General features: G+C 46.9%; 14 protein-coding genes and 4 pseudogenes. 9 read left to right on the forward strand and 9 right to left on the reverse strand.

Features of this window, described 5'->3' with window-relative positions; all coding sequences use genetic code 11:
- From LO777_RS14565 to LO777_RS14575, 4 genes are all read right to left on the reverse strand, one after another.
- Positions 1–1,536, reverse strand: coding sequence for a chemotaxis protein CheW (locus LO777_RS14565; RefSeq protein WP_228854604.1), 1,536 nt, complete (start codon positions 1,534–1,536; stop codon positions 1–3).
- Between the two features lie 228 nt (positions 1,537–1,764).
- Complete coding sequence (locus LO777_RS14570) at positions 1,765–2,022, reverse strand: hypothetical protein (protein ID WP_228854605.1); 258 nt, start codon at positions 2,020–2,022, stop codon at positions 1,765–1,767.
- A 482-nt stretch (positions 2,023–2,504) separates the two neighbouring features.
- Positions 2,505–2,957, reverse strand: coding sequence for an AAA-type ATPase lid domain-containing protein (locus LO777_RS21385; protein ID WP_456237679.1), 453 nt, complete (start codon positions 2,955–2,957; stop codon positions 2,505–2,507).
- Positions 2,954–3,880 (reverse strand): sigma-54-dependent transcriptional regulator, encoded by a 927-nt coding sequence (locus LO777_RS14575; RefSeq protein WP_329955594.1) that lies wholly within the window; start codon positions 3,878–3,880, stop codon positions 2,954–2,956. The genes LO777_RS21385 and LO777_RS14575 overlap by 4 nt, the downstream gene beginning before the upstream one ends.
- A 389-nt stretch (positions 3,881–4,269) precedes the next feature.
- Here LO777_RS14575 and LO777_RS14580 point away from each other — a divergent pair.
- Both LO777_RS14580 and LO777_RS21390 read left to right on the forward strand, forming a co-directional pair.
- Positions 4,270–5,687: pseudogene (locus LO777_RS14580) on the forward strand (IS1380 family transposase).
- A 283-nt stretch (positions 5,688–5,970) separates the two neighbouring features.
- A pseudogene (locus tag LO777_RS21390) lies at positions 5,971–6,502 on the forward strand (transposase); the annotation flags it as partial.
- A gap of 349 nt (positions 6,503–6,851) precedes the next feature.
- Here the strand turns inward: LO777_RS21390 and LO777_RS14590 are convergent.
- Positions 6,852–8,208: pseudogene (locus tag LO777_RS14590) on the reverse strand (ISNCY family transposase).
- A 233-nt stretch (positions 8,209–8,441) separates the two neighbouring features.
- Between LO777_RS14590 and LO777_RS14595 the strand changes: the two are divergent.
- From LO777_RS14595 to ilvA, 3 genes are all read left to right on the forward strand, one after another.
- Entirely contained in the window at positions 8,442–8,906 is a 465-nt protein-coding gene (locus tag LO777_RS14595; protein ID WP_228854607.1) for a hypothetical protein, read from the forward strand.
- 29 nt (positions 8,907–8,935) lie between these two features.
- Entirely contained in the window at positions 8,936–10,804 is a 1,869-nt protein-coding gene (locus LO777_RS14600; protein WP_268907445.1) for an autotransporter domain-containing protein, read from the forward strand.
- 96 nt (positions 10,805–10,900) lie between these two features.
- Positions 10,901–12,409, forward strand: coding sequence for a threonine ammonia-lyase, biosynthetic (gene ilvA / locus LO777_RS14605; protein ID WP_228854609.1), 1,509 nt, complete (start codon positions 10,901–10,903; stop codon positions 12,407–12,409).
- An 11-nt stretch (positions 12,410–12,420) separates the two neighbouring features.
- Here the strand turns inward: ilvA and map are convergent, their stop codons facing one another.
- Positions 12,421–13,416: a type I methionyl aminopeptidase gene (gene map, locus LO777_RS14610; RefSeq protein ID WP_228854610.1), complete on the reverse strand. Its 996-nt coding sequence runs from the start codon at positions 13,414–13,416 to the stop codon at positions 12,421–12,423.
- 230 nt (positions 13,417–13,646) lie between these two features.
- Between map and LO777_RS14615 the strand changes: the two genes are divergently transcribed.
- The 4 genes from LO777_RS14615 (at position 13,647) to clpA (ending at position 20,408) form a co-directional block, all read left to right on the forward strand.
- The gene (locus LO777_RS14615) at positions 13,647–16,103 is read left to right on the forward strand and encodes a hypothetical protein (RefSeq protein ID WP_228854611.1); all 2,457 of its coding nucleotides are present in this window, start codon (positions 13,647–13,649) and stop codon (positions 16,101–16,103) included.
- On the forward strand, positions 16,063–17,427 hold the full coding sequence (gene holA / locus LO777_RS14620) for a DNA polymerase III subunit delta (RefSeq protein WP_228854612.1): 1,365 nt from the start codon (positions 16,063–16,065) through the stop codon (positions 17,425–17,427). The genes LO777_RS14615 and holA overlap by 41 nt, the downstream gene beginning before the upstream one ends.
- Positions 17,428–17,673: 246 nt before the next feature.
- Positions 17,674–17,988: an ATP-dependent Clp protease adapter ClpS gene (gene clpS / locus LO777_RS14625; protein ID WP_228854613.1), complete on the forward strand. Its 315-nt coding sequence runs from the start codon at positions 17,674–17,676 to the stop codon at positions 17,986–17,988.
- A gap of 155 nt (positions 17,989–18,143) precedes the next feature.
- Positions 18,144–20,408 carry an ATP-dependent Clp protease ATP-binding subunit ClpA gene (gene clpA / locus LO777_RS14630; protein ID WP_228854614.1) on the forward strand — a complete coding sequence of 755 codons (2,265 nt, stop codon included), beginning with the start codon at positions 18,144–18,146 and terminating at the stop codon, positions 20,406–20,408.
- A gap of 93 nt (positions 20,409–20,501) precedes the next feature.
- Here clpA and LO777_RS14635 read toward each other — a convergent pair whose 3' ends face one another.
- From LO777_RS14635 to LO777_RS21150, 3 genes and pseudogenes are all read right to left on the reverse strand, one after another.
- Positions 20,502–21,302: a dihydropteroate synthase gene (locus LO777_RS14635; protein WP_228854615.1), complete on the reverse strand. Its 801-nt coding sequence runs from the start codon at positions 21,300–21,302 to the stop codon at positions 20,502–20,504.
- A gap of 43 nt (positions 21,303–21,345) precedes the next feature.
- Positions 21,346–21,978 carry a corrinoid protein gene (locus tag LO777_RS14640; protein ID WP_228854616.1) on the reverse strand — a complete coding sequence of 211 codons (633 nt, stop codon included), beginning with the start codon at positions 21,976–21,978 and terminating at the stop codon, positions 21,346–21,348.
- A gap of 38 nt (positions 21,979–22,016) precedes the next feature.
- Positions 22,017–23,569 (reverse strand): annotated as a pseudogene (locus LO777_RS21150) (BCCT family transporter).
- Positions 23,570–23,590: the final 21 nt, after the last annotated feature.

Consider the following 23,590-nt stretch of genomic DNA (forward strand, 5'->3'; position numbering starts at 1 on the left):
CTACCTCCTTTTTACTGTGTTGGATAACAGATTTTTTTCTTCTTCAATATTTTGATAGTCTGTCGACGAGTGAGATGCGGTAGCAGGATCATGCCGCAAATGGTTGTTGATCAGATTGTGGATATTGAGTATCAGAAGATGTTCCTTTATCTTCTTGTCACCAATAAACTCAATGAGACGATCCAAGGTGTCTTTTTTGGGCTGCAATTGAGGATTGAGTGATGGTGTTGCATGAAACTGTTCCTGTTTATAGATGGTTATAATTGCATCTACCTGCAACCCGATGACACGCTTACCATCACGACATATAATCAATTTACTGTTGTTTTCATTCCCACTCTGATCCGGATAACCGTAAAATTTGCGTAGATTAATCACGGGGATTACCTGACCGCGTAAATTAAAAACCGAGGCATCAAAACCATTGGCTCCCGGAACAGGTAATAAAGTATCCTGCTCTATGATTTCCTGGACATCTTTAAGTTCAATTGCAAAATATTTCCCGATGGAAAAAATAAGATAGCAATTTTCTGTTATCAAATGCCTGGCTTCTACCACTAGAGCTTCCTCCTGCTCGTCACCGTCACTCTTCATTCTTGCCATTGATTCCAGTAATTCCATCTGGGAGGCCACGAGGTTTTCAACATCAAGAAGCATGATATTGCGCCCTGGAACGGGTTCGTATATACCAGAAATCGACCGATCTCCATCAGATGGCATTGAAAGAATTTTTTCATTGGTTACCGTGAGTATTTCCTGAATTTCATCTATGATCATGCCAAAAATTAAGGCGCTTGTGGCTATTACAAGAATACGACTTGATTCTGTAAGCCCCTTTTCAGAATCATCACCATTAAGAAGAGCGGCAGCATTCATTACTGGAATCGTGCGACCACGTAATTGCAAAGCACCTTCAAGAGAACCGGTTTTAAACATATCATCAATATCGGTGATAAAAGTCAGTTCCCTGGCATTCTCTACGGGAACACCATATTCTCTTCCTCCAGAAGAAAAAATAGTATATCTGGAATACGTCCACTTTTCTGTTGTCTGCAGCGAAGACCCGGAGGTAATAATCGAATCTGTCAGCAAATTTGAATTCTGGAACAGTCTGTTCAGATCAAGAACTTCCAGAGTACGGTGTTGATTGTGCAAAGTGATCAGATCAGAGATGATGTAATTTTCAGATTGTAATGCCGGCTGAATCGGAAGAATATGGGCCTCATCTACTCTAATGACTTCCTTAATATCATCAAAAAGCAGGCCGAATTTTTGATTTGCGAGTATAACCACCGCAATCCTGGCATCTTTATCATATTCCCCAGCCCCTTCGAGACCCATTCGCTTTTTCAGATTGAGTACAGGAATAACGGCATCACGAAGATGCATAATACCTTCGAGAAAAGAGACACTTGCGGGCAGAGGTTGTATTCTTTCCGTCAAAGGTGTTGCCTCTGTTACACTTTCAGCAGCAATGGCTATTTCCAACCCCAGCTCCCGGTCAAGAAGAAATGATGCAAAAAGTTGTTCCGCCATAATCAACACTCCTCCCTTACTGTACCTAACCTTTTGTATTTCGAGTTACCCATGAAACTCAACAAAATTAATACAGTTTTTCAATGGGATAATGCTCATTCAGATTCTTTTTGAATCTGCAAAAGTGATTTTTAAAATACGCCCGATAAAACAGTCACATCTCCAGCTTTAAAAGTGTCAGGCTGAGTTTCAAACGTATTTAATTTGTCTTTATAATCTTCTTGTTCATTAATATGTTACATTGCACATCTTGTTTACAATGGATGCCAGTTCAGCAGTATCCTGATCGATAGCCGTTATATATCGTGGCTTGAGCAAATGGCATTTCGCATTGTCAACCAAGCTGTCATCACCCATTATCAGGATTACCCTAAACGTCTCAAATATTTCCCTGATTTCAATAAGCTCTTTAAAGTCAAGCCAGTTCCCCACATATACAATCACCAGATCACCACTCCGCAAGTGCAGGCTTTCTCTGGTTTTCAACCTCGACCCCCCAGGTAAAATGATCAATTTCTGCAGACCAATGATTGGTCTGAATTTTGACAGACATCTTTTAGCACAGGTCATATAATGACAATGGCCATCACATTTAGAATCTTTCACTGGATAAAAGTAGATGTTCATACGCACTCGGCAATATACCCAAAAGATGTACGGTTAAAATACTTTCCACTTTCAAGTTAAAACGTGTAAAGCACTATCCATGCCAAGAAATATTTTTTCTGCACAAACCGTTAACCTGCTGTTAAAAAAAAAGATTCGCTCAATACATAATCGCCCCTCTCCTGATGTACAATTTTATCTGTCCACAAAAGGGTACACCTGCAAATTTTGTGGACAGATAAAGTGTACAGTCAACCTGCAGTCCTCACACGATAATTAATATCTGTGATTTTGTTGTATAAAAAAGGAGGGGATAAAGCGGAAGAAATAGCTGAAATCGAGCGTATCCTAAATCGGATTTCTCATGAAAATTTTACATCATATTTTTGAATAAGCTGATAAAGGCGGGTTCTGGACAAACCGGAGATTCTGCATGCTTTTGAAATATTATTTTCAGATGCCAACTTAAGCTTTTGAACATAGCTTTTTTCGCACATTTCCTTGTGCTTTCGCCAGGAAGACAGCTCCCGAGATTTTTCTTCAGACAGTTGCTGGGATTCAAATCCCGCGCGAGCCTGTCGAACACGAATTTTCTCTGGTAAATGAATAGCAAAACAGGTGGAGCCAAGAAAAGAAGCTGTGAACACCTGCTCCATGGTTTGGTACAGTTCCCGAACATTTCCAGGCCAATCATACCCCAGCAGAGACTCAAAAAATTCCGGTGCGATTCCTTTAGTATCAAGACCATAACGTTCACAGAGTATATTAATAAAATGTGTGGAAAGCAGTTTGATATCTTCAAGTCTCTCCTTCAGGGGGGAAGCTTAATAGTCACAGCTTGTAATCTGAAGAGAAGATCATCCCTGAACTCATCCCTGGAAACGCATTCTTCTAAATTTCGATTTGTTGCAGCAACCAACCGAAAATCACTGTACTGCTGACTGGAAGATCCTACCGGTCGATACTCATGTTCCTGTAAAAGACGCAAAAATTTCTTCTGGGTATTTAAGGGTAATTCCCCGACTTCATCTAGAAAAAGAGTCCCGCCATCGGCCTGTTTGACCAGTCCGTTCTGTTCTCTGTCCGCTCCGGTAAAAGCCCCTTTTACATGACCAAAAAGTGTGCTCTCAATTAGATTCTCAGGTAATGCGGCACAATCGACTACTACAAAATTTTTATGACAGCGGGAACTGTTTTCATGAATGGCTTTTGCAAAAAGCTCTTTGCCGGTGCCTGTTGCCCCGGCAACAAGGACCGAAACATCACTGGCAGCAGCCTGCGCTACCTGATCAAGACATTTATTTATTGCCGGGCTCGAACCTATGATATTTTTTCGTTTCAGGGCAACCGGGATTTTATTTACCCTCATTTTTTCCTGCCTGTACTGTAGCGCCCTTGTCAGCTGCAGGTTCAGCTCTCTGATCACATGCGGTTTTTCAATATACCCCCAGGCACCACTCAGAACTGCCTTTTCAGCTCCATCCGCCTCCCCCTGCCCGGTTATGATAATAACCTCCGGGCATGACGACGTGTTTTTAAAATGACCAAGAGACTCCAGACCATTTCCATCGGGCAACTGCACATCGAGCAGGACCACATCATAAAAGCACTCTTTACTTTTCTCCAAACCTTCAGCCAGCGTATTGACCATTTCGGCTTTATGCCCTAAACGCATCATTTGATCAACAAGCATCTCGGAAAGCACCAAATCATCATCAATAATCAATATGTCAGCCAAACCCCCGCCCCTTTATGCTCTCTTTGAATTTTTCCCGTACTACACTTTTTTATCTGTCATCTTTATTATAGGTTAGAAAAATAGAGGATGTCAAAGTTGTAGTGATATACAGTTGTAACCTTCCCCAGTTTAGTACCGCAGTAAAATAGAGATTTCCAGTTTGAGTGGGAGCCACGGAGGTGGTTTCTATGAGACGAACAGCATTGTTGGTAGTGTAAAGTATATTGTGTGAATTAAAACAGGCAGAAAACAGCTGAGCCTGGAAGGTTTCAGCCTGCCCTTCGTCGGACATCTAACCCGGATTTCTCATTAAAACAAAGAAAATAGGCTATAAATGTTGTAATATTATCGTAATTCTAAGACGATAACCCAAACAACAAAAATAGCCTATGAAAACAGAATGTACTCAAATTAAAAGCAGATTTCAAGCGCTGGGTAAACGAGAAATCAGAGCAGATTTCGATTGGGGTTCAATCAGTTCCGATGGAGGGGCTCTGCTTCTTCGCGAGGTTGAAAACCGTACAGCAATTGTCAGGCGATTTGCAGAGTGTTTTACAGATTTCCGTGATCCAAGGCGAATAGAACATGATGTTGTTTCGCTGGTATCTCAACGGGTGTTTGGTCTTGCTCTGGGGTATGAGGATCTTAATGATCATGACGAGCTGTCAAAAGATCAAATGCTGGCGGTAGCTGTTGGCAAAAGTGATCCCACAGGCAATGATCGTAAGTCATTAAAAGATAAAGGGAAACCACTCGCCGGAAAGAGTACTCTCAATCGTCTTGAGCTATCAGCTCAGGGTGATCTTTCAGGTAGCATGTACAAGAAGATAGGGCTTGATGAAGAGAAAGTAGACAATCTGTTGGTTGATATTTTTCTCGAGTCAACGCCAATAGCGCCACCGCAGATCATCCTTGATGTCGATGCAACTGACGATCCATTGCACGGCAACCAGGAGGGGCGTTTTTTCCATGGTTACTACAAGGCATACTGCTATTTACCTCTCTACATTTTCTGTGGTGAGCACTTGCTCTGTGCCCGACTGCGCACGGCAGATAATGATGCAGCTTCCAGGACAGTGGAAGAGTTGGCACCGATTGTTGAACGTATTCGTAACAGGTGGCCGAATACCCAAATAGTTGTTCGAGGTGATAGTGGTTTTTGCCGTGAAGAACTGATGAGCTGGTGCGAAGACAATGATGTCGATTTCGTTCTTGGTGTCGCAAAAAAAACAGCCGATTGAAGGCCGAGATAGAAGAAGAAATGGCCTTGGTCAAAGCTCTGTTCCAATGCAGTGGTAATTCATCGCGTGTCTTCAAGGATTTTTGTTGCAGGACCTTGAATACCTGGCGCTGGTATCGGAGAGTTATTGGTAAAGCTGAGTATTTGCCAAAAGGCGAAAATCCTCGGTTTATTGTTACATCGTTGCCAGAGGCACAGTACGACGCGAAGGTTTTATATGAGCAGATATACTGTGCTCTGGGAGACATGGAGAATCGAATCAAAGAGCAGCAGTTAGTGCTCTTTTCCGCGCGAACCAGTACCAGTAAAATGAGGAGCAATCAAATACGGCTCTATTTCTCATCAATCGCATACATTCTGTTGCAAACACTGCGACAGCTCTGTCTGACAGGGACAGAAATGGCAAGGGCTCAATGCGATACTATCAGACTGAAAATATTAAAAATTGGGGCCAAAGTCAAAATCACGGTACGGAAAGTATGGATAAGCCTGGCAACTGGCTATCCGTATAAAGAACTTTGGGATACAATCCTCTACCGATTAGCTGGAATACCCGTGCAAGGCTAAAAAACCGGCTCCGTGAAAAACCATGGCGGAGCTGTGTCTAGAAACACAGGTTTTGGCTTATTTTGCCGAATGAGTAAGGTTTTTGAGCTAGAAATTATCAATATCAGATAGCCGGAAGGTATTTTCAGAGGGTGACACTGGTCCAAAGCTGGCCTGATCTTAAAATGTTGGTCAGCTTTGGATTTGATGAGAAATCCGGGCTAAACCCGAAGAATAGATGGGTGAAGATGTTTTTGCCTCATTTGAGAAGGTGATTCTGGCAAAGATTGGCAAACTCGGAAAAGCCTCTTCTGAGCCAGTTGACAATAGAGGGAAACTGCTTGTTGATGCGACGGTTGCAGAGCAATCGATCAAGTACCCAATGGATCTGAGTTTGCTGGGTGAAGCCAGAGAGATTTCCGAAAACCTGATTGATGAACTGTATGCTCTCAGCGATTACACGAAAAAACCGAGAACCTATCGCCGAAAGGCAAGAAAGCAGTACCTGAGTCTTGCCAAGAACAAAAGGCCGAGTTTGAAGGTTCGTCGCCGAGGCCTCCGCGAGTAGCTTCAATATTTACGAAGGAACCTCAAGCATATCTCATCATTGCTGGATTATCTTGGTAGCAGTCCGTTCCCTCTCCCGCACAAGCTGCAACGGCAATACTGGATCATTCAACCAACGAATCACTGACAGCAGAGAGAGGATACCGATTGAAGGGAAATTTGGTCAGGCCAAGAACGGCTACCGCCTCAACTATATCAGGGTGAAACTTCAGAATACATCTGAGACCTGGATCAATTGTATCTTCCTTGTGATGAACCTGATGGTTCTGTTCAGGGAGTTGTACGAGACGTTGAAAAAATCGTCTCAATTTACTTTTTGCAAGCTAGCTGAGAGGATCTCTACCCGAATATTAGAATTTACTGTCAGATATACAACTCAAAGCCGATGACTACCGATTGGGGCGTGATTTTCTGAGGAGACTCTACCTAGTGCCTGTCCATAAACAGCTGTTTTTGACAGAGGCAAGCAGGAATAATTCTCTTTAACAGCTTCCTCTCCGGCTGCCTTCCGGTTCAAAGCAGATTTTTTTTTCAACATGCTCCAATTTCTGGCCAATGGTCAGGCATCAGGGCACACCTATCCCGCAAACTTTCACATCTCTTCATGGAAAGGATCTCTCAGGCCAATTGATGTCGGGCCATGGTCAGCAGGTTGGCCGACACTATGGACGCCCACACATAGCTTTTGAACGATTCAAATCCTTTCCAGAGACACCGGTCAAGACCGAGGCTCCGTTTCAGCCAGGATATACCGGATTCAATACCTGCGCGGAAATTACGCAACTGCTTATACACCCAGTTGCTGCGGCACATATCCTTCACACGCAGGCCACGACCTTTTGAAAAACAGACGTCCTTCAATCCCTCTTTTGCCATGGCTTTCTTCAGGTTCTCCTGCGAAGAAAATCCTCCATCAAAGGCGGCTTTAAGCGGGTAACTACCATAAACCACATTCTGTCTGTCCAGCATCATTTCCGTCAATTCAGAGTCGGACGGATTCCCTTCAAGAACCACGCAGTCAAGAATCAAATTGGACGCCCCGCCGGTCAGGCATATCTTATGACCGTAATAGGTATCACGTCGGTCTTTGCGGATTATATCCGTATGGGGTTCGAAGATAGAAAAAATTTTCTCCGATGCCGGTACGGATTCCCCTCAAATACCCGCCGACGGGTCTGACAGACAACCTGTCGGGTCAACGGTGAAAAATGTTCCAGCTGCTCTTTGGCCATGCCCCTCACTCCCCACGCCTCCAGAGTGGAAGGGCGATACGACCTGAGTGCCTTCAGGCAGCGCTCTGCATACCCAATAGTCTTTTCCGTAACCAAGAGAAGGTCCCTATACATCTTTTTTCGACCTGCTGCGTTTTTGGCGTTCATGATCGCCAGGTTCCTGCGTTTGGCGCGGCGTCGATGGTCGGAAAACGAAAACACAAGATCAGGCAACTCTGTTGTAACCGTTGTCAGCACTCTGGCCAGTACGCGGACGCAATCAACCAGCAACTCTGAATCATAGGGGCATGGATATTGGATTCCACAACCGTACAGTCAACTCTGATTTTACGCCCCTGTTCAATACCATCGTTTTCAGCATACCCAAGGAGAACCCTGTTGAGCTGCTCCCAGGTGTCGGCTGAAATAGATTTGATTCCGCGCTGCAAAGCAGATTTCTTGAATGCTCTGCCAACACCTATTCTGCAAAACCAGCTGTACACCCGAGAATCCATGAGGTGGAAGGCGAGTTCGCGGTAACTGAACCCTTCCATCTGCTTGATGATTGCGGCCCGGAGTACCTGCTCACCAGTCATACCTCTGGCACCGGTTTCGTTGCCGGCCCAACCGAGATCTTGTAACACCAAGTCGTATATGCTACTGTTGCGGTCAAGAATCTCGCTGATCTTTGCAAACTCCTTCGCCTTGGGGTGGTCAGGGGTTGCCTCTGCCAGGGGTAACTGCTGAATGCGTGCTCTTCGCATCGTTTTTGCGGCTCCGGAAAATGGTTAATCACGTAATTTTGGTATGTTACACGATTCGCCCTTACCATAAATCGCTAAAAACGTCACCCTTAAAAGGCGATTTCACCTCATTAAATCAACTGGTTAACTCCTCATGGACAGGCACTACCTAAGAAATTTTAATTTGACATTACTCTATAAATTTGCAAGAATATTTCAATAATCCCTTAATTATAAGTATATTGGAGACAATCATGCTGTGGATACAATCAAAAAAAATATATAAATCAACCCACCGAAGATGTTTGGATGGATGGTTTCTTTTCTTTACTACCTGCCTCTTATTGGTATCATTAAATGCTCATGCCGCTGTCAATGATTTCACCGGTGAATTTGCCAATGCAAATTGGACAGCAGGAGTTCAAGTATTTGGTTGCGGCTCCTCAAGTGTCACCGAAAATTCAACAAACATCACCATAGAGACAGCCAACAATTGCGCTTCAATCGGTGCCAACTATACTCACACCAATAGCGGTGGTGGTGCATCACGAGCGGGAACTGCCTCCTTTTCATATAGTGTTACTGAAACACAATCTCACTCATATACAGCACTCTACGGCATTTCCGGGGGGCAACTACAACCATCACAAACAGTGCGCCGGTATCGGGATCAGCTACTATCGCTATTCAGCCTGGTGAACAAATTAAGTTTGCTATAAGCAAGAGCAGCGGAGTTGGAGTCAGCAGCTTGAACATTTCAGGGTTTTCCTATCGTTTCGCTCCAAATAATCCAACCGGAGTCAATGCCGTGGCTGGAAACACACAGGCAACTGTGTCATGGACAGCGCCTGCCGATATTGGAGATGGCCCCATTACAAGTTACGATGTCACTGCTTCACCCGGCGGGGCAACCTGCTCAACCTCAGGCACAAGTTGCACTGTTACCGGACTCACCAATGGGACGGATTACACGTTTAACGTGACTGCTACAAATGCCTATGGGACCGGCCCGGCTTCGTCCGAATCAGCGGCCGTGACACCTAATGCCCAGTCTGAGACAACTGACAGTACTCAACCTGGGCAATCTTCAACTACAGCACCCCGTCCAACTGTATTATCAGTTAGGCCGGAGTCTGGATCATTTGCGGGTGGCACAAAAATTGTCATCACGGGAAAAGCTTTTTCCGGCGCAACTAAAGTGACAATTGGAGGTGTCGCCGCTACGAATTTCAGCGTTGCAAATTCTACAACAATCACAGCAACAACTCCTGCCAATACACCAGGTGTCAAAAATATTTCTGTTACAACCGGGTCAGGTACAGGTACTGGCACAGGTCTGTTTACTTATCTTGATTTGTCAAACCCGGCAGATGATCCAGCCAATGTCAGCCTGGTTTCTGCTCAAGCGGAACTCTCAAGACAATTCATTAAAAATTCCCTTTTGCCGGTTATGGACAGGATGGAACAGATGCACAGCAGGAAGGCAAATGCCGGATCTCCCCAACAACAATTCGAACTTAATCTGGCTGGCAGTAAATACGGACAGATCTTCAACCTGCTACCCGTGTCCACGTGGCTAAATGAAGTAACTGGTAATGTTCTCCCAAACAGCTATGCAATCTGGATACAGGGAATGGTCTCAGATGGCAGTACGGATGGATCTTCTACCAGTACCGGCCGCGACACAGACGGTTACGGGGTCACAATTGGTATTGATAAGCGTCTGGATGAAACGAAACTGGTTGGAACTTCATTATTTATCGGTCAAAATGATTCAAATATTCATGACGGTGGTTCTGGCGTTGATATGGATGCACTGAGTTTGTCATTGTACGGTTCCTATGCTCTTACTGAGTCAACCTTTCTGGATGGCGTAATTGGGATTGGACGCCAAAACTACGAATTAATACGAATAAAAAATGGCAGTATACTATCTGGAGAAAGAACTGGCAGCCAGGTATTTGGGTCGATAGCCTTGAGTAAAAATATGGAAATTCAGACGGTGATCACTTCAACGTATCTGCGAGGTGATTTTGGTTATACAGTGTTGTCTGACTACACGGAAAGCGGGTCAACATCGGCATCTGCACCCGAACTTGTTTATGATGACCTCAATGTATCTCTGGCGATCATCTCTGCAGGTTTGAAAGTGGAACGTCCCGTGGAAATCAAGACTGTTTTATTCAAACCGTATGCACGAATAGAATATGGCACTGATATTTCTTCATCTGACAGTGCATCCATGTTTTATGCCTCAGCACCAGGCACAACCTATCAAATATCGATAGATGATGATTCTTCTTCAATCGGGCGATTTGGACTTGGACTGGATCTGATTACAGACACGGGGTTTACTGTTGGTATAGACTACGAGCGACAACAATACGGCAGCTCGAATCATCTTGACACTTATCGGATTGACGGTGCGTACAAAATGTCACCTGCCACAGCTTATAATGTACAACTTTCTTCGAATTATGGGGCAAAACCGATATTGACCAATGAAATTCAGCTTACTGTAAATCCGCATCTTATGCTGTCAACCGGAAGCACATTGGACCTTGAAAGCCAATTTAACCGGGGTCTTGTCGTTTTTGTGAACTTGACATTCCAGTAGTGCACTCATGATGACGGAGACGAAACCCTGCTTTATACACCCCACCTGACCAGTATGGCTGGGCCAGAAAGCTCCGTCCAACAAAACAGAATTACCTTGCAAACACTGATAAAAAAAATCCTCACATCCCGTGTTTATGAAGCCGCAGTGGAAACACCCCTGGAAGAGGCAACCACTTTATCTTTTACCACCGGCAATCGGATTCTTTTAAAACGGGAAGATAAACAGCCGGTTTTCTCCTTTAAAATCCGCGGAGCCTATAACCGGATAGCCCATCTTACTCCTGCTGAACGAAAAAAGGGTGTCATCACCGCTTCCGCGGGAAACCACGCCCAAGGGGTGGCCTTTGGTGCCAGAAAACTCGGTATTCGAGCTCTCATTGTAATGCCCGAAACGACTCCCCGGATAAAAGTGGATGCAGTTCGAAGTTTTGGTGCCGAAGTTGTTCTCCACGGAAATAATTACTCTGAAGCGGCCGATTACATGGCGGCCCTTATGGCGCAGAAGGGAATGATTTTTATTCATCCTTTCAATGATGAACTTGTCATCGCCGGGCAGGGAACCATCGGCAATGAAATACTTCGTCAAAATCCGGGTCGACTCGACGCTGTTTTCGTCCCGATTGGCGGAGGAGGACTGATCAGTGGAATTGGCGCCTATATCAAGAACCTGCGACCGGAAATAGAATTGATTGGAGTGGAACCCATTGACAGCGACGCCATGTTTCGCTCGCTTTCAAAGGGGAGAAAAACCGCTCTTGACAATGTCGGCATTTTTGCCGATGGTGTTGCGGTTCGGGAAGTGGGAGATCTTACTTATGAACTCTGTCGGCAATACGTGGACAGAATAATCAGGGTCAGCACGGATGAACTCTGCAGCGGCATCAAAGCCGTTTACCAGGCAACACGCTCAATTGTCGAGCCTGCCGGAGCACTGGGGCTTACCGGTCTTCTGAAATATATCGGCGAAACCGGCTGCAGCGAAAAAACTCTTCTTGCCATTAATTCCGGTGCCAATATGAACTTTGAAAGACTGCGCTACGTGGCGGAACGCACTCTTGTCGGAGAAAAACAGGAAGCCCTTTTTGCCGTCACCATCCCTGAAAAACCGGGCAGCCTCAAGGCCTTCTGCCGTGATATAATTGCCAGCCGCAATATAACCGAGTTCAACTACCGCCTCTCATCGAGAAAACAGGCCCATATTTTTGTTGGTATTTCCATACAGGAGGAAGAAGAACGGACAGCTTTTGCGAACCAGCTCGACGGGGCCGGTTACAAGAATCTTGATCTGACCGACAATGACCTCGCCAAGACTCACATCCGTTACATGGTGGGCGGGCACAGTGATATCGTGGAAAATGAAAGACTGTTCAGATTCTGGTTCCCGGAAACGCCCGGAGCATTGACCCGCTTTCTGGAAACAACAAGGGGACATCACAATATTTCCCTCTTCCACTACAGGGCCCAGGGTGGCGACTTCGGCAGGGTATTGATCGGACTTGAATGTCCCGATGGTTCAGGTGACGGGCTGAACAGACGACTGGATACACTGGGCTATCGCTACCAGGAAGAAACAGACAACAGGGCGTACCGGCTGTTTCTGTAATGATCACGAATTCAAGGTTTTAAAAACCACGGTTCAAGATTACCGGTAAGAATTTCCGCACCACCGCCGGTTACCAGAATGGTATGCTCAAACTGGGCACTGAGTTCAAGATCGGCAGTGACTGCTGTCCAGTTATCGGCCCACATCCTGCAATTTGGACTTCCCCTGTTGATCATCGGCTCAATGGTAAACGTCATTCCCTCCACCATGATCTCATCGTTGGTTTCATCATAGAAATGGGCCACGTACGGGGCCATATGAAAGGTCTTGCCAATACCATGGCCGGTAAACTCCCGGACAACACTGTAACCGTGCCGAACCGCGTGTTTTTCAATAACCCTGCCGATTTCATTCAGGGGTCTGCCCGGACAGACTGCTTCAATACCTTTGACCAGGCATTCCCAGGTCACTTTTACCAGATCTGCGGCATCTTTACTCACTTCTCCCACGAAAACCGTTTCAGAACAGTCCCCATGCATTCCATCGAGATAGACTGTCACATCACAGTTGACAATATCTCCTTTCTGCAGTTCCCGGCTGTCGGGAATACCATGCACCACAACCTCATTGACTGAAGTGCAGAGTGACTTTGGAAACCCCATGTAATTGAGAGGGCTGGGATACGCCCCTCTGGCAATGGCTTCCATATGGGCAATCTCATCAAGAGCGTCAGTCGTGATACCGGGCCTTACCGCAGCCAGAACCACATCAAGCACCTCCCTTGCAGCTCTACCCGCCCGACGCATTTTGGCTATTTCCTCTTCCGTCTCTTTTTTACAAAAACGTCTCTGGCCCTCCGGGATACCGCTGATGGCATATTCAGGAAATAAAATGTTTTCCGGGACACTGCGCCTGGGGCTGACCGTTCCCGCAAAAACCGTGGCTCGGCTTATCTTTCTCTGTCCCGGAGGACTGGTGATGCCGTCCTGGTCCGAACGCAAATGACATTTCTTGTATTTTCTGCCGCTGTTGCACCAGCACGGTTCGTTTCTCTTTGGAACGCCCATAACCACTCTCATCCAATAACTGACTACGAGGTTTTTAACAAGTGCCTGTCCATATTGCTGGATAGACGCTAACCACCTGTTTTCATGAGTTTAAGATTTATAAGCAAGCAAATATTCTGTTCTTTGGTTGCCGAGAATTCACTTCGTTTTATAGTGCTGAAAAGGTATAGTGAATATCTATGCGAAAATAATAATTACGCAACCTTCTGGTTCCCGAAATACAGCAAATAATGAAACACCCCACACTGTTCTTATATCTTCTTATTATACCGTTCCTTCTATCCCTCACAACTGCCAGGACAGCTATCTGCTCCATTGAAGATACACCATACAATAAAGCTGTGGCAATGTACAAAACAGCCGTGGGCGAAAAAACAGTGGTAAAAAAAGACATTGAACAGAAAATCCGCAATCTCTCCTACACCAACCTGGTTATTTTCCGAACGTTCTGCACCCTGCCATCCGCCGGAAAAAAGGACCTGGACAACACGCTTTTCCGGTTGCAGACCGAAAATATCTCCTTTGCCACTACCAGTCTTTTAGCCTCCTTTACAAGACAACCCGGTGCAGACATGAATCTGACCTGGAGATTTTTACAGAAAATCAAAAATCACTATTTTGTCACCAACCGGGCCCTGGCAAGCCTTCTTAAAATAAAAGTGACAGATGCAGGGCTTCTCTTTCCCCTCACTGACCGGATTCTCGAACTTGATGAGGCCGCCCAATGGGCGGCGGACGCCTTTCTGCAGCTGCCCGGTGTTTCCCAGGGCATGCTGACCACAACCATCTCCCTGCTCAATTCTCTTACCGACAGCCAGAAACGCACAGCTGAACAACTCTGTAGAATTCCGGGAATGGACCCGGCCACAGCCCGCAAAGGGTTAGAGAAAATAAGTTTGCTTTCCTTTACTGCAAGCTGGAACAGCAGGGCCGTATTCAAGACGCCGGGCTTGACACCACAGGCCGCTCTGGCATGGCTGACGGATTATTTTATCCTACCGGCAGATACCAGAGAACTCCGTTTCAACTCCTTTTCCGAAGCAAAAAAATCGTTACTGCTCCGGGCATACTCCAACAGCTCGGAAAAAATCATCTGGCGAATAAACAACCTGCATGGCATTACAGACAATTTCGGTCAGGAAATCGGCATAGGCAGATTAAGCCGAACATCCCCCCGCAAATTACGGGACCTCTTCGATTCACTGCACAACCGGGCCCGTATTGCATACCAGAAAAGCTTCAACCGAGCCCTGATAGAAGGGAAAAAAAAAGAGGCTGTGGCTGTTCTGGCCATGGCAACAAAACGGGCCCGCAGGGAAACTGCCAGGGAGCTGACCGCCGCGAATCTCTATATAATACTGGCCTATGGAAGTGATTTTTATGACTCTTCCTTCAGGGATATTGTTGTTCCGGTCCTGAAAAAACGCATAGAAAACGAATTTGATAATGACCTGCTCACCTTCCTGCTTCAAATCGATCCGGACAACAGCCACACATCAAATTTTATCACAAATCTTGCCCAGAAAGGCAAACTGGTCCCTTTCTTTCCCAGGTCAACCGATAAACAGAAGAAAATTATTGATCTCATTGCCGACTCCGCCTTTCAGGATGCGGACAGTCTGATTCTCTTTGCGGCCACCTTTCCCCGACTCCTGCAGACAATTGAACAGGCTGCCCGTTCCCGCCTGGTGGACGGGATGCTGGCAAAAATATCGAAGAACAGGACACTCCTCTCCTCCCAGCTCCAGATGATACTCCAGCATTACCACCGGCACAACAAACGTCTGCTGTCCGAAAAAACCCGTAACAGAATCTCTGCCATGCTGCAAGAACGGGGAGAAATTGACCCGGTACCCTTTACACGCACGCCCTTTCAGGAATGGTTGAATGATCACAGACTGGAAAGCCTTTCTGTATTCCAACGTGACGATGACGGCAGGAGCTCATTTCTCACCTACTGCCAACTCCTCCTGAAAAAAGGCTACAGGCCGGGAATTGATAAAAGGTACAACCTGGATCAGCTCTCCGAAAAAACAAGCACGAATCTGAACAGAATTCTTGGCATCGCGAAAAAGAAACCCGGCACAGTTCTCAATCAGCTCTTTCATCTTGCCCTGAAAAATCCTATAGTACTTTCCTGGCACAAGACCCTGGCGGGAACTGAAATCTGCCACGATGTCTTTTTTTACCAGGGTAAACTCCTGCAGCGAAAAGTTTTGAAACAATTTCTGGAAAACCTCTCGGAGATGTTTGTCCAGAGAGGTCACAGCTACTGGCGGTATGAACAGCTTTTCGAACCCTTTGAAACTCTCTTGAAAAGAGGGGCCATCACCAAAGACACACTGCTGACCAAAAAACGGTTCCTCAGTATCGGATCCTGCGGGGGAATCAGGATTTACAGAAAACTCAATGATCTTTTTTACAATGAAGTGGATATACTGGCAACTGTAGGGACGGGAAAGGCGGCCATCAATAATCCATATTCTCTTGCTCTTTTTGAGACAGTGGCCCAAAACGGCCCGAAGACCAGCTGGGAGGATATCGGCCGGAAAACTGCGCCTATTTTTCAGAAGAACAGGGGAGAGGAATACCTCCAACCCGGTTCCCTGCCCGCCATCCTGCATAAAATGCTCTATCTCAGGAATCATGACACTGATAAAACGAAACGACCTGGAAAAGCAGATTAAAACCGGCAGTATTGACCTGAACAACCAGGCCTATCTGTTTTTCGGAGAACGATATCTCTGTAAAAAATCGGCGGACAGGCTGCAGGAAATACTTCTGGAAAAATATAATGGAACTGTGCATTCCGTGGATGGTGAACAGGAAGATTTCGGCCAGACTCTTGGGCGTCTGCTCAGCTTCAGTCTCCTACCTGGACTCCAGATTTACCGGGTTTCTGACTCCACCATTTTTCATACGAAAAATATCCTGCCCTCCCTCTGGGAAAAAGCAATGCAGGCAAACAAAGCAGGAAAAAGCAACCTGGCCGCAAAGCACCTCAGAGCCTTTGCTGGAGCCGCCGGTCTCGATTCGGGCTCCTCCGAACCTCTTGGTGACACCGGTACAGGCGCATGGAAAAAGCTTTTCGGTTTTGCAAAACCGGCAGATTCCGTAAAATGGGCAGACGAACTGCTGGCTGGCCTCCCCTCTGATGCAAAAAAAACTCATTCAGCAAACCTTGTGGATCAGTGTATTGCAGCCCTGGAAAAAGGACTACCGAAAGGAAACATACTTGTCCTCACCGCCGAAACAGTGGATAAACGCCAGCGTCTTTTCACCTGGCTGAAAAAAAATTGTATTGTTGTTGACTGTTCCGTTGCCGCCGGAGCAGGGGCTGCCGCCCAGAAAGAACAGAAGGAAGTTCTGCGGGAAATGATGCTCAGGACACTTGCCGATTTTAACAAGAAAATTGAACCCAGGGCCCTGGAACTCTTTTTTGAACGGGTTGGTTTCCATCCTGTGGCGGTGGTTATGGAGACGGAAAAACTGGCACTTTTCGCTGGAGACCGTGAGTTGATCAGCTGCAGCGACCTGGAAGAAATGGTCAGTCCCTGTCGGGAAAACGCCCTTTTTGAGCTGACCGATGCCTTTAACAAACGACAGACTGCACGGGTCATGCTGGTCCTGAACCGCCTGCAGGAACAGGGAATTCACGGCCTGGCAATCCTGGCTACCATGCGTAATTTTTTTAAGAAACTGTTGATATTCAGATATCTGCAACTCCAGGGTCATCCCTCCTGGCGGGCCAATATGAACGCCAGTGAATTCCAGAATTCCTACCTGCCCCAACTGCGGAGCACGGAAAAATGGAAGGACCAGCTCAAAGGACATCCCTATGCTCTTTTCATGAGTTTTTCCAGTGCGGCCAGGTATAGCTTGGAAGGGCTGAAACATCGCATGGAACTTCTCCTGGAAGCGGAATACCAACTGAAGGGTTCCCCATTGCCGACCCGTCTGATTCTGGAAGAACTCTTTCTCTCAATGTTGAAAAAACAAAATGATCATTGATGATCCCGTAATAATCGCTCAAAACTTTGAAGCTAACGCCGCCTGAGCTCATGAGAAATGCGGACTGAGTTTTTACGAGTCCATCTTGATGGAGCATATATTACCACTTCACCCCATTGAAATTCATTTTTTGAGTGTTATTTTTTTATCGGTCAACCTGAATCCCGCAATTCACAGGTACGGCTGAAACAGACAAAACCGCAACAGACTCAAAGATTCACCTCAACAACTTAACATCAACGAAAAATGGCAGAGAACAGTTACGATCATCAGGGCTCGGTGGCAACTGAAGAGATTCTGGAGATAAAGGAACCACGCCTCTACAAGGTGCTTCTTCACAATGACGATTACACAACCATGGAATTCGTTATCTCCATCCTGGAAACAGTTTTTCATAAATCAACCCCTGACGCCACCAGAATAATGCTTAATGTTCATAACGAAGGCGTTGGAGTAGCGGGGATTTACACCAGAGAAATCAGCGAAACAAAGATTGCCGTTGTCCATGAACTGGCTAAAAAGAATGAATTTCCCCTTCGTTGTTCCATGGAAATGATATAGCCTGAATCCTGCACCACGAAAGGTAAAAATATGTTATCTGATATAATTTCAAAGTGTTACCCCAACACACATCACTTCCCCACCAAACTTGCCAATTGCGGATTTTAGGTATAAGATTATTAAAAGGGAAATTGAATAAACACCATTGACTGACTATGCTGAGCAAAACACTGGAAAAAGCCCTGATCCGGGCCATACGGGAAGCAAAAAATCACAATCACGAGTATGTCACCGTTGAGCACATGCTCTACGGCCTGCTGCACGATGACCTTACCAGCTATATTATCACGGAATGTGGTGGGTCAACCGAAGTGCTCAAAGAACAGCTCGAGAAATTTTTTATCCGGGAAATCCCAAAATTTTCTTCAGGAACAGGTGGGGAACCTGCCCAGACAATTGCCTTTAACCGGGTACTCCAGCGCGCCGTTTCCCACGTACAGAGCTGCGGTAAACAGCAGGTGGACAGTGGTGACGTTCTCGTTTCCATCCTCTCTGAAAATGAATCCCATGCTGTCTATTTTCTGACTTCCGTCGGTATCGGCAGGGTAGCGGTGGTGAATTTCATCTCCCACGAGCTTCCTGCGGACGGGCTGCAGAAGGAACCCCTTCCCTCGCCACCCAAGGATCCCATCGTTGAACCGGGCACCAAGGATGCCAAAATTCTTGAAGAGTTTACCATCAACCTGGCCGAATATGCGGCAGACGGCAAACTCGATCCACTCATCGGACGCAAGGAAGAACTCGACAGGATCATGCAGGTACTCTGCAGACGAAAGAAAAACAATCCCCTCCTGGTTGGAGAACCCGGAGTGGGCAAGACTGCAATGGCCGAAGGTCTGGCTCTCAGGATCCACGAGGATAAGGTGGCCCGGGCGGAAAGCAGAAAACCTGTTGTGCCCGACCTGCTCCAGGATGTGGAAATCCACCTGCTGGACATGGGCAGTCTTGTCGCCGGTACAAAGTACCGGGGGGATTTTGAAAAACGGCTCAAAGGGGTTGTTTCCGCCATTGAGAAAAAGGAGAACGCCATTCTCTTCATCGACGAAATGCACACCATCGTTGGCGCGGGTGCGACAAGCGGCGGCTCCATGGATGCCTCCAACCTGCTTAAACCCGCCCTCCAGGCCGGTATCCTGAGATGCATCGGTTCAACAACCTACGAAGAGTATAAAAACCAGATCGAAAAAGACCGGGCACTCTCCCGGAGATTCCAGAAGATTGATATCGAGGAACCATCCGTTCAGGACACGGGGAAAATCCTCAAAGGTCTCCAGCCCCGCTACGAAAAACACCATAATGTCAAGTATTCACAAAATGCCGTCAAGGCCATGGCGGAACTCTCTGATCGCTACATCAATGAACGTTTTCTCCCGGATAAAGCCATTGACATAATGGACGAGGTGGGCTCCTTTTTCCGACTGGAGGGCAGACAGGGATCTCTTGTGAAAATCGGTGATGTGGAAAAGGTTGTCTCCCGTATTGCCCGGATTCCAGCCAAGAGCAGCTCCACCTCGGAGGTCAGTGAACTGAAGGAGCTGGAAAACCGACTCAAAATGCAGGTTTTCGGCCAGGACGAGGCCATCGATGCAGTATCAAGGGCAGTAAAAAGATCCCGTGCGGGACTGGGCAACCCGGAATCCCCTACCGGCAGTTTTATCTTTGCCGGCCCCACAGGTGTGGGCAAAACAGAGGTGGCCAAGCAACTGGCCGCAACCCTCAACATCCATTTTGAGCGCTTTGACATGAGCGAATATATGGAAAAACATGCGGTGGCAAGACTTATCGGTTCTCCGCCAGGGTACGTGGGGTTTGACCAGGGAGGACTGCTGACAGAGGCAATCCGCAAGCACCCCCACTCCGTCCTGCTGCTGGATGAAATTGAAAAGGCCCATCCGGATGTCTTCTCCATCCTGCTCCAGATCATGGACCACTCAACCCTGACTGACAATTCCGGCCGCAAGGCGGATTTCAGAAATGTCATTATTATCATGACCTCCAATGCGGGCGCCAGGGAACTGACAGCCAACTCCATCGGTTTTGTCACCAGCAAAAAGGGCAAGGACCAGACGGCAATCAACAAGCTCTTTGCCCCGGAATTCCGCAACAGGCTGGATGGTATTATTTCCTTTGCAGCTCTCAATCAGGAGGCGACGGAAAAAATTGTCGACAAACTGATCAAAGAACTGGAAGCCCAGCTAGCCGAAAAACGCGTATCCATCACGCTCACCAGTGAAGCCCGCAAATACCTGGCGAAAAAGGGTTACGATCCGGATTTTGGCGCGAGACCACTGCGCCGCCTGATCCTCAGGGAAATTGGAGATACTCTCACGGAGGAAATTCTCTTTGGCGAACTGGTCAAAGGCGGTGAAGCCACCATTGGTGTACGAAAGGAAGAGCTGCTTTTCAAATATAAAAAATAAAAAATAAACCCTGAGCCGAATTTTGCCAAACGGAGAAACCCGGGCCGATATAAATCGACCCGGGTTTCTTTGCTCTCAGGTATACCCAGCCATTCAGGCAACAATCTTCTCCGCCCTGACTGCCTTGATATAATTCATACAGAACTGATCATTACCGGCCAGCATGTCAGCTGTAACCGTCATGGCCATGATATCCCTGTCCAGGGGATCCATGATTGCAGAATCAAAACCATGACTGATCATCATGGCAAGAAAGCAGCGGTTAATAATCCGTCTCTGGGGCAGGCCATAGGAGATATTGGACAACCCTCCTGTTGTATGCACTCCTTCCAGCTCGGTCATGATTCTTTTGATGGCTTCCATTGCGGTCTGACCATTGGTCACATCAACACTCATGGGCTGGATAAGGGGATCGATAAAAATATCATCCCGGGCAAAGCCGATTTTTTCCAGTTCCGCCACAAGGGACACTGCCCTGGACACTATATCATCAACTGTTTTCGGCATTCCTGAGTCATCCATACAGAGGGCAATAATTCTACACTCTTTTCCCTGCAGGTAGTTGATCATCGGCTCAAAACGATCCTTTTCCAGGCTGATGGAATTGATCATCGGTTTCTTTTTAACCAGGCCATAGGCCATTTCCAGGACAGCCGGATCGGGGCTGTCCAGACAAAGAGGCAGTTCCGTTGCTTCCTGAACAACCTCCAGCAACCACCTCATATCTTCTTCTTCATGACCGATACGGGCACCGCCATTGACATCAATATATGTCGCTCCCGCCTCGGTCTGCTTCCTCACATCTTCCCTGATATAACCGTCGTCCCGAACCTCCACAGCAGCCTTCACTTTTTTCAGGGTCGTATTGATACGTTCTCCAATGACTGTAAACATGGTTTTATCCTGTAAATTCAAAATGTTTTGGTGATGCATCAACTCAGGCATACATTGCCTTGGCCATTTTAGATGCAGCACCGGCATCCGGTGCATACCCGTCGGCGCCAATCTCGTCGGCAAAGGCTTGATTCACTGGGGCACCACCGACTATGATCTTCAGATTGTTCCTTAAACCGGACTCCTCAATGGAATCGATGGATTTTTTCATCATGGGCATGGTTGTGGTCAGCAGTGCTGAAATTCCGACAATATCGGGCTTGTTCTCTTTGATAGCCTCAACAAATTTCTCCGGATCAACATCAACACCAAGATCAATAACGTCAAAACCTGCACTCTCCATCATCATGACCACCAGGTTTTTACCGATATCATGCAGATCACCTTTTACCGTTCCAAGTATCACCTTCCCGGCTGTGGAGGACTCTCCTTCGGCCAGAAGGGGTTTTAAAATTTCAACCGATTCCCCCATGGCCTGGGCCGCCATGAGAACCTCGGGAATGAACATTTCACCACTCTCCATTCTCTCACCGACAATATCCATTCCCGCAATAAGCCCATCCTGAAGAATTTCACCAGCTGAAACACCAGCACCAAGAGCCTCTTCAACCAGGCCGCGCAGGGCCGCTCCATCACCGGAAATAAGGGTTTGGGTAATATTTTGTAAATCTGACATATCATTACTCCTTTTATACTCTAAAATTGGGTTGTCTCTTATTTGAATCCTTTCCGTTCAGCAACCATTGAGTAAACAGTTGCCGCCAATATCACATACATCACAAAAACAAAGGGGAGAGCCCCTGCTATGGAAGCAGTCTGCAATGCCTTCAGCCCGCCTGAAAAAATAAGAACCAGGGCCAGCCCGCCAAGAACCAAACCCCAGAAAATTATCAGCACCTTGCCGGACCTTCCGTCTTTTCCCGCCTTTCCGCCGGTTGAAAACTGACAGATCACAAAAGTGGCCGAATCAGCCGAAGTTACAAAAAACGAGGCGATCAGCAGATTGGCGAGGAGCCCGATAAATCCTGGAAACGGCAGATGATGCAGGGTCTTGAAAAGAGCCGCCTCCACACTTTCTGCAACTGTCTCCAGAAGAGGAATATGTTCAAAAAGCTGCATATGTACAGCTGTTCCGCCCAGGGCCGCGGAAAACATAAAGGAAAAAAGCGCCGGCACGAACATAACCATCAGAATAAATTCCCTCACCGTTCTTCCCCGCGAAATACCAGCGATAAATGCACCGACAAAGGGCGCCCAGGCAATCCACCAGGCCCAGTAAAAAACGGTCCAGCTTCTCGTCCAGCTCTCGTTATTAAAAAGCACCAGAGTAGTTGAGAGGGGATAATATTTTTAAGATAATCCGCCAGGGCGATGAAAAACGTTTTCAGCAGGTAAGCAAAAGGACCGAAAACAAGGAAAAAGAAAAGAAGCAGAACCATGAGAAGGACATTAAACAGAGAAAGGTATTTTATCCCTCGTTTCACTCCGCTGAGAGCGGAAAGCACAAAGAGAAAGGTAACTGCAATAATCACTGCTCCTGTGGTAAAGGAACCGTCCTGGATGCCGAAGGAGATTGAAAGCCCGCTTGAAATCTGCAGAGCCCCAAGCCCCAGCGAGGTTACGACACCCATGACGGTTGCCCAAACCGCAAGTATATCCACAATATTTCCAACAAGTTTTCCTTTTCCCTTTTCGCCCTTGTAAAACGGCTCCAGACAGGCGGAAATCGTAGCCGGCTTTTTTTTACGGAAACGAAAATAGGCAATTGGCAGACCAACAGCCACATAGGTTCCCCAGGCATGTAAACCCCAATGGTGGAAAAAAATAGAGAAGGCCAACCGGGCCGATTCTGCGGTTTCCGGCTGTCCCACCGGTGGGCCGGCAAGGTGATACATCGGTTCGGCTATGGACCAGAAAACGAGACCGATTCCCATTCCGGCGGAAAAAAGCATGGCGAACCAACTCAACCGACTGAATTCCGGCCTTTCATCATCGTGGCCGAGGCGGATTGAACCAAGGGGAGAAAGAGCAATCAGTAAACCCACCAGGACAAAACCGTTCACGCTGGAGAGATAAAGCCACCCCCAGGTGGAAGTAATCCAGGCAAGGGATGCTTTGGCCATTTCCCCAAGTAGCTCCGGGAAAAATGCTCCCAAAAGGATAAACGGCAGAATAAGGGCTGTGGAACCGAAAAAAACCACTTTGTCGATGTCTGCGTCCAACAAACCCGAAATTCCCTTTTCGATGCCACTTGTCCCTGTATTCATCCTGCTTCCCCTTCGTTTTTC

The organism is Desulfomarina profundi (genome assembly GCF_019703855.1).
Classification (GTDB): domain Bacteria; phylum Desulfobacterota; class Desulfobulbia; order Desulfobulbales; family Desulfocapsaceae; genus Desulfomarina; species Desulfomarina profundi.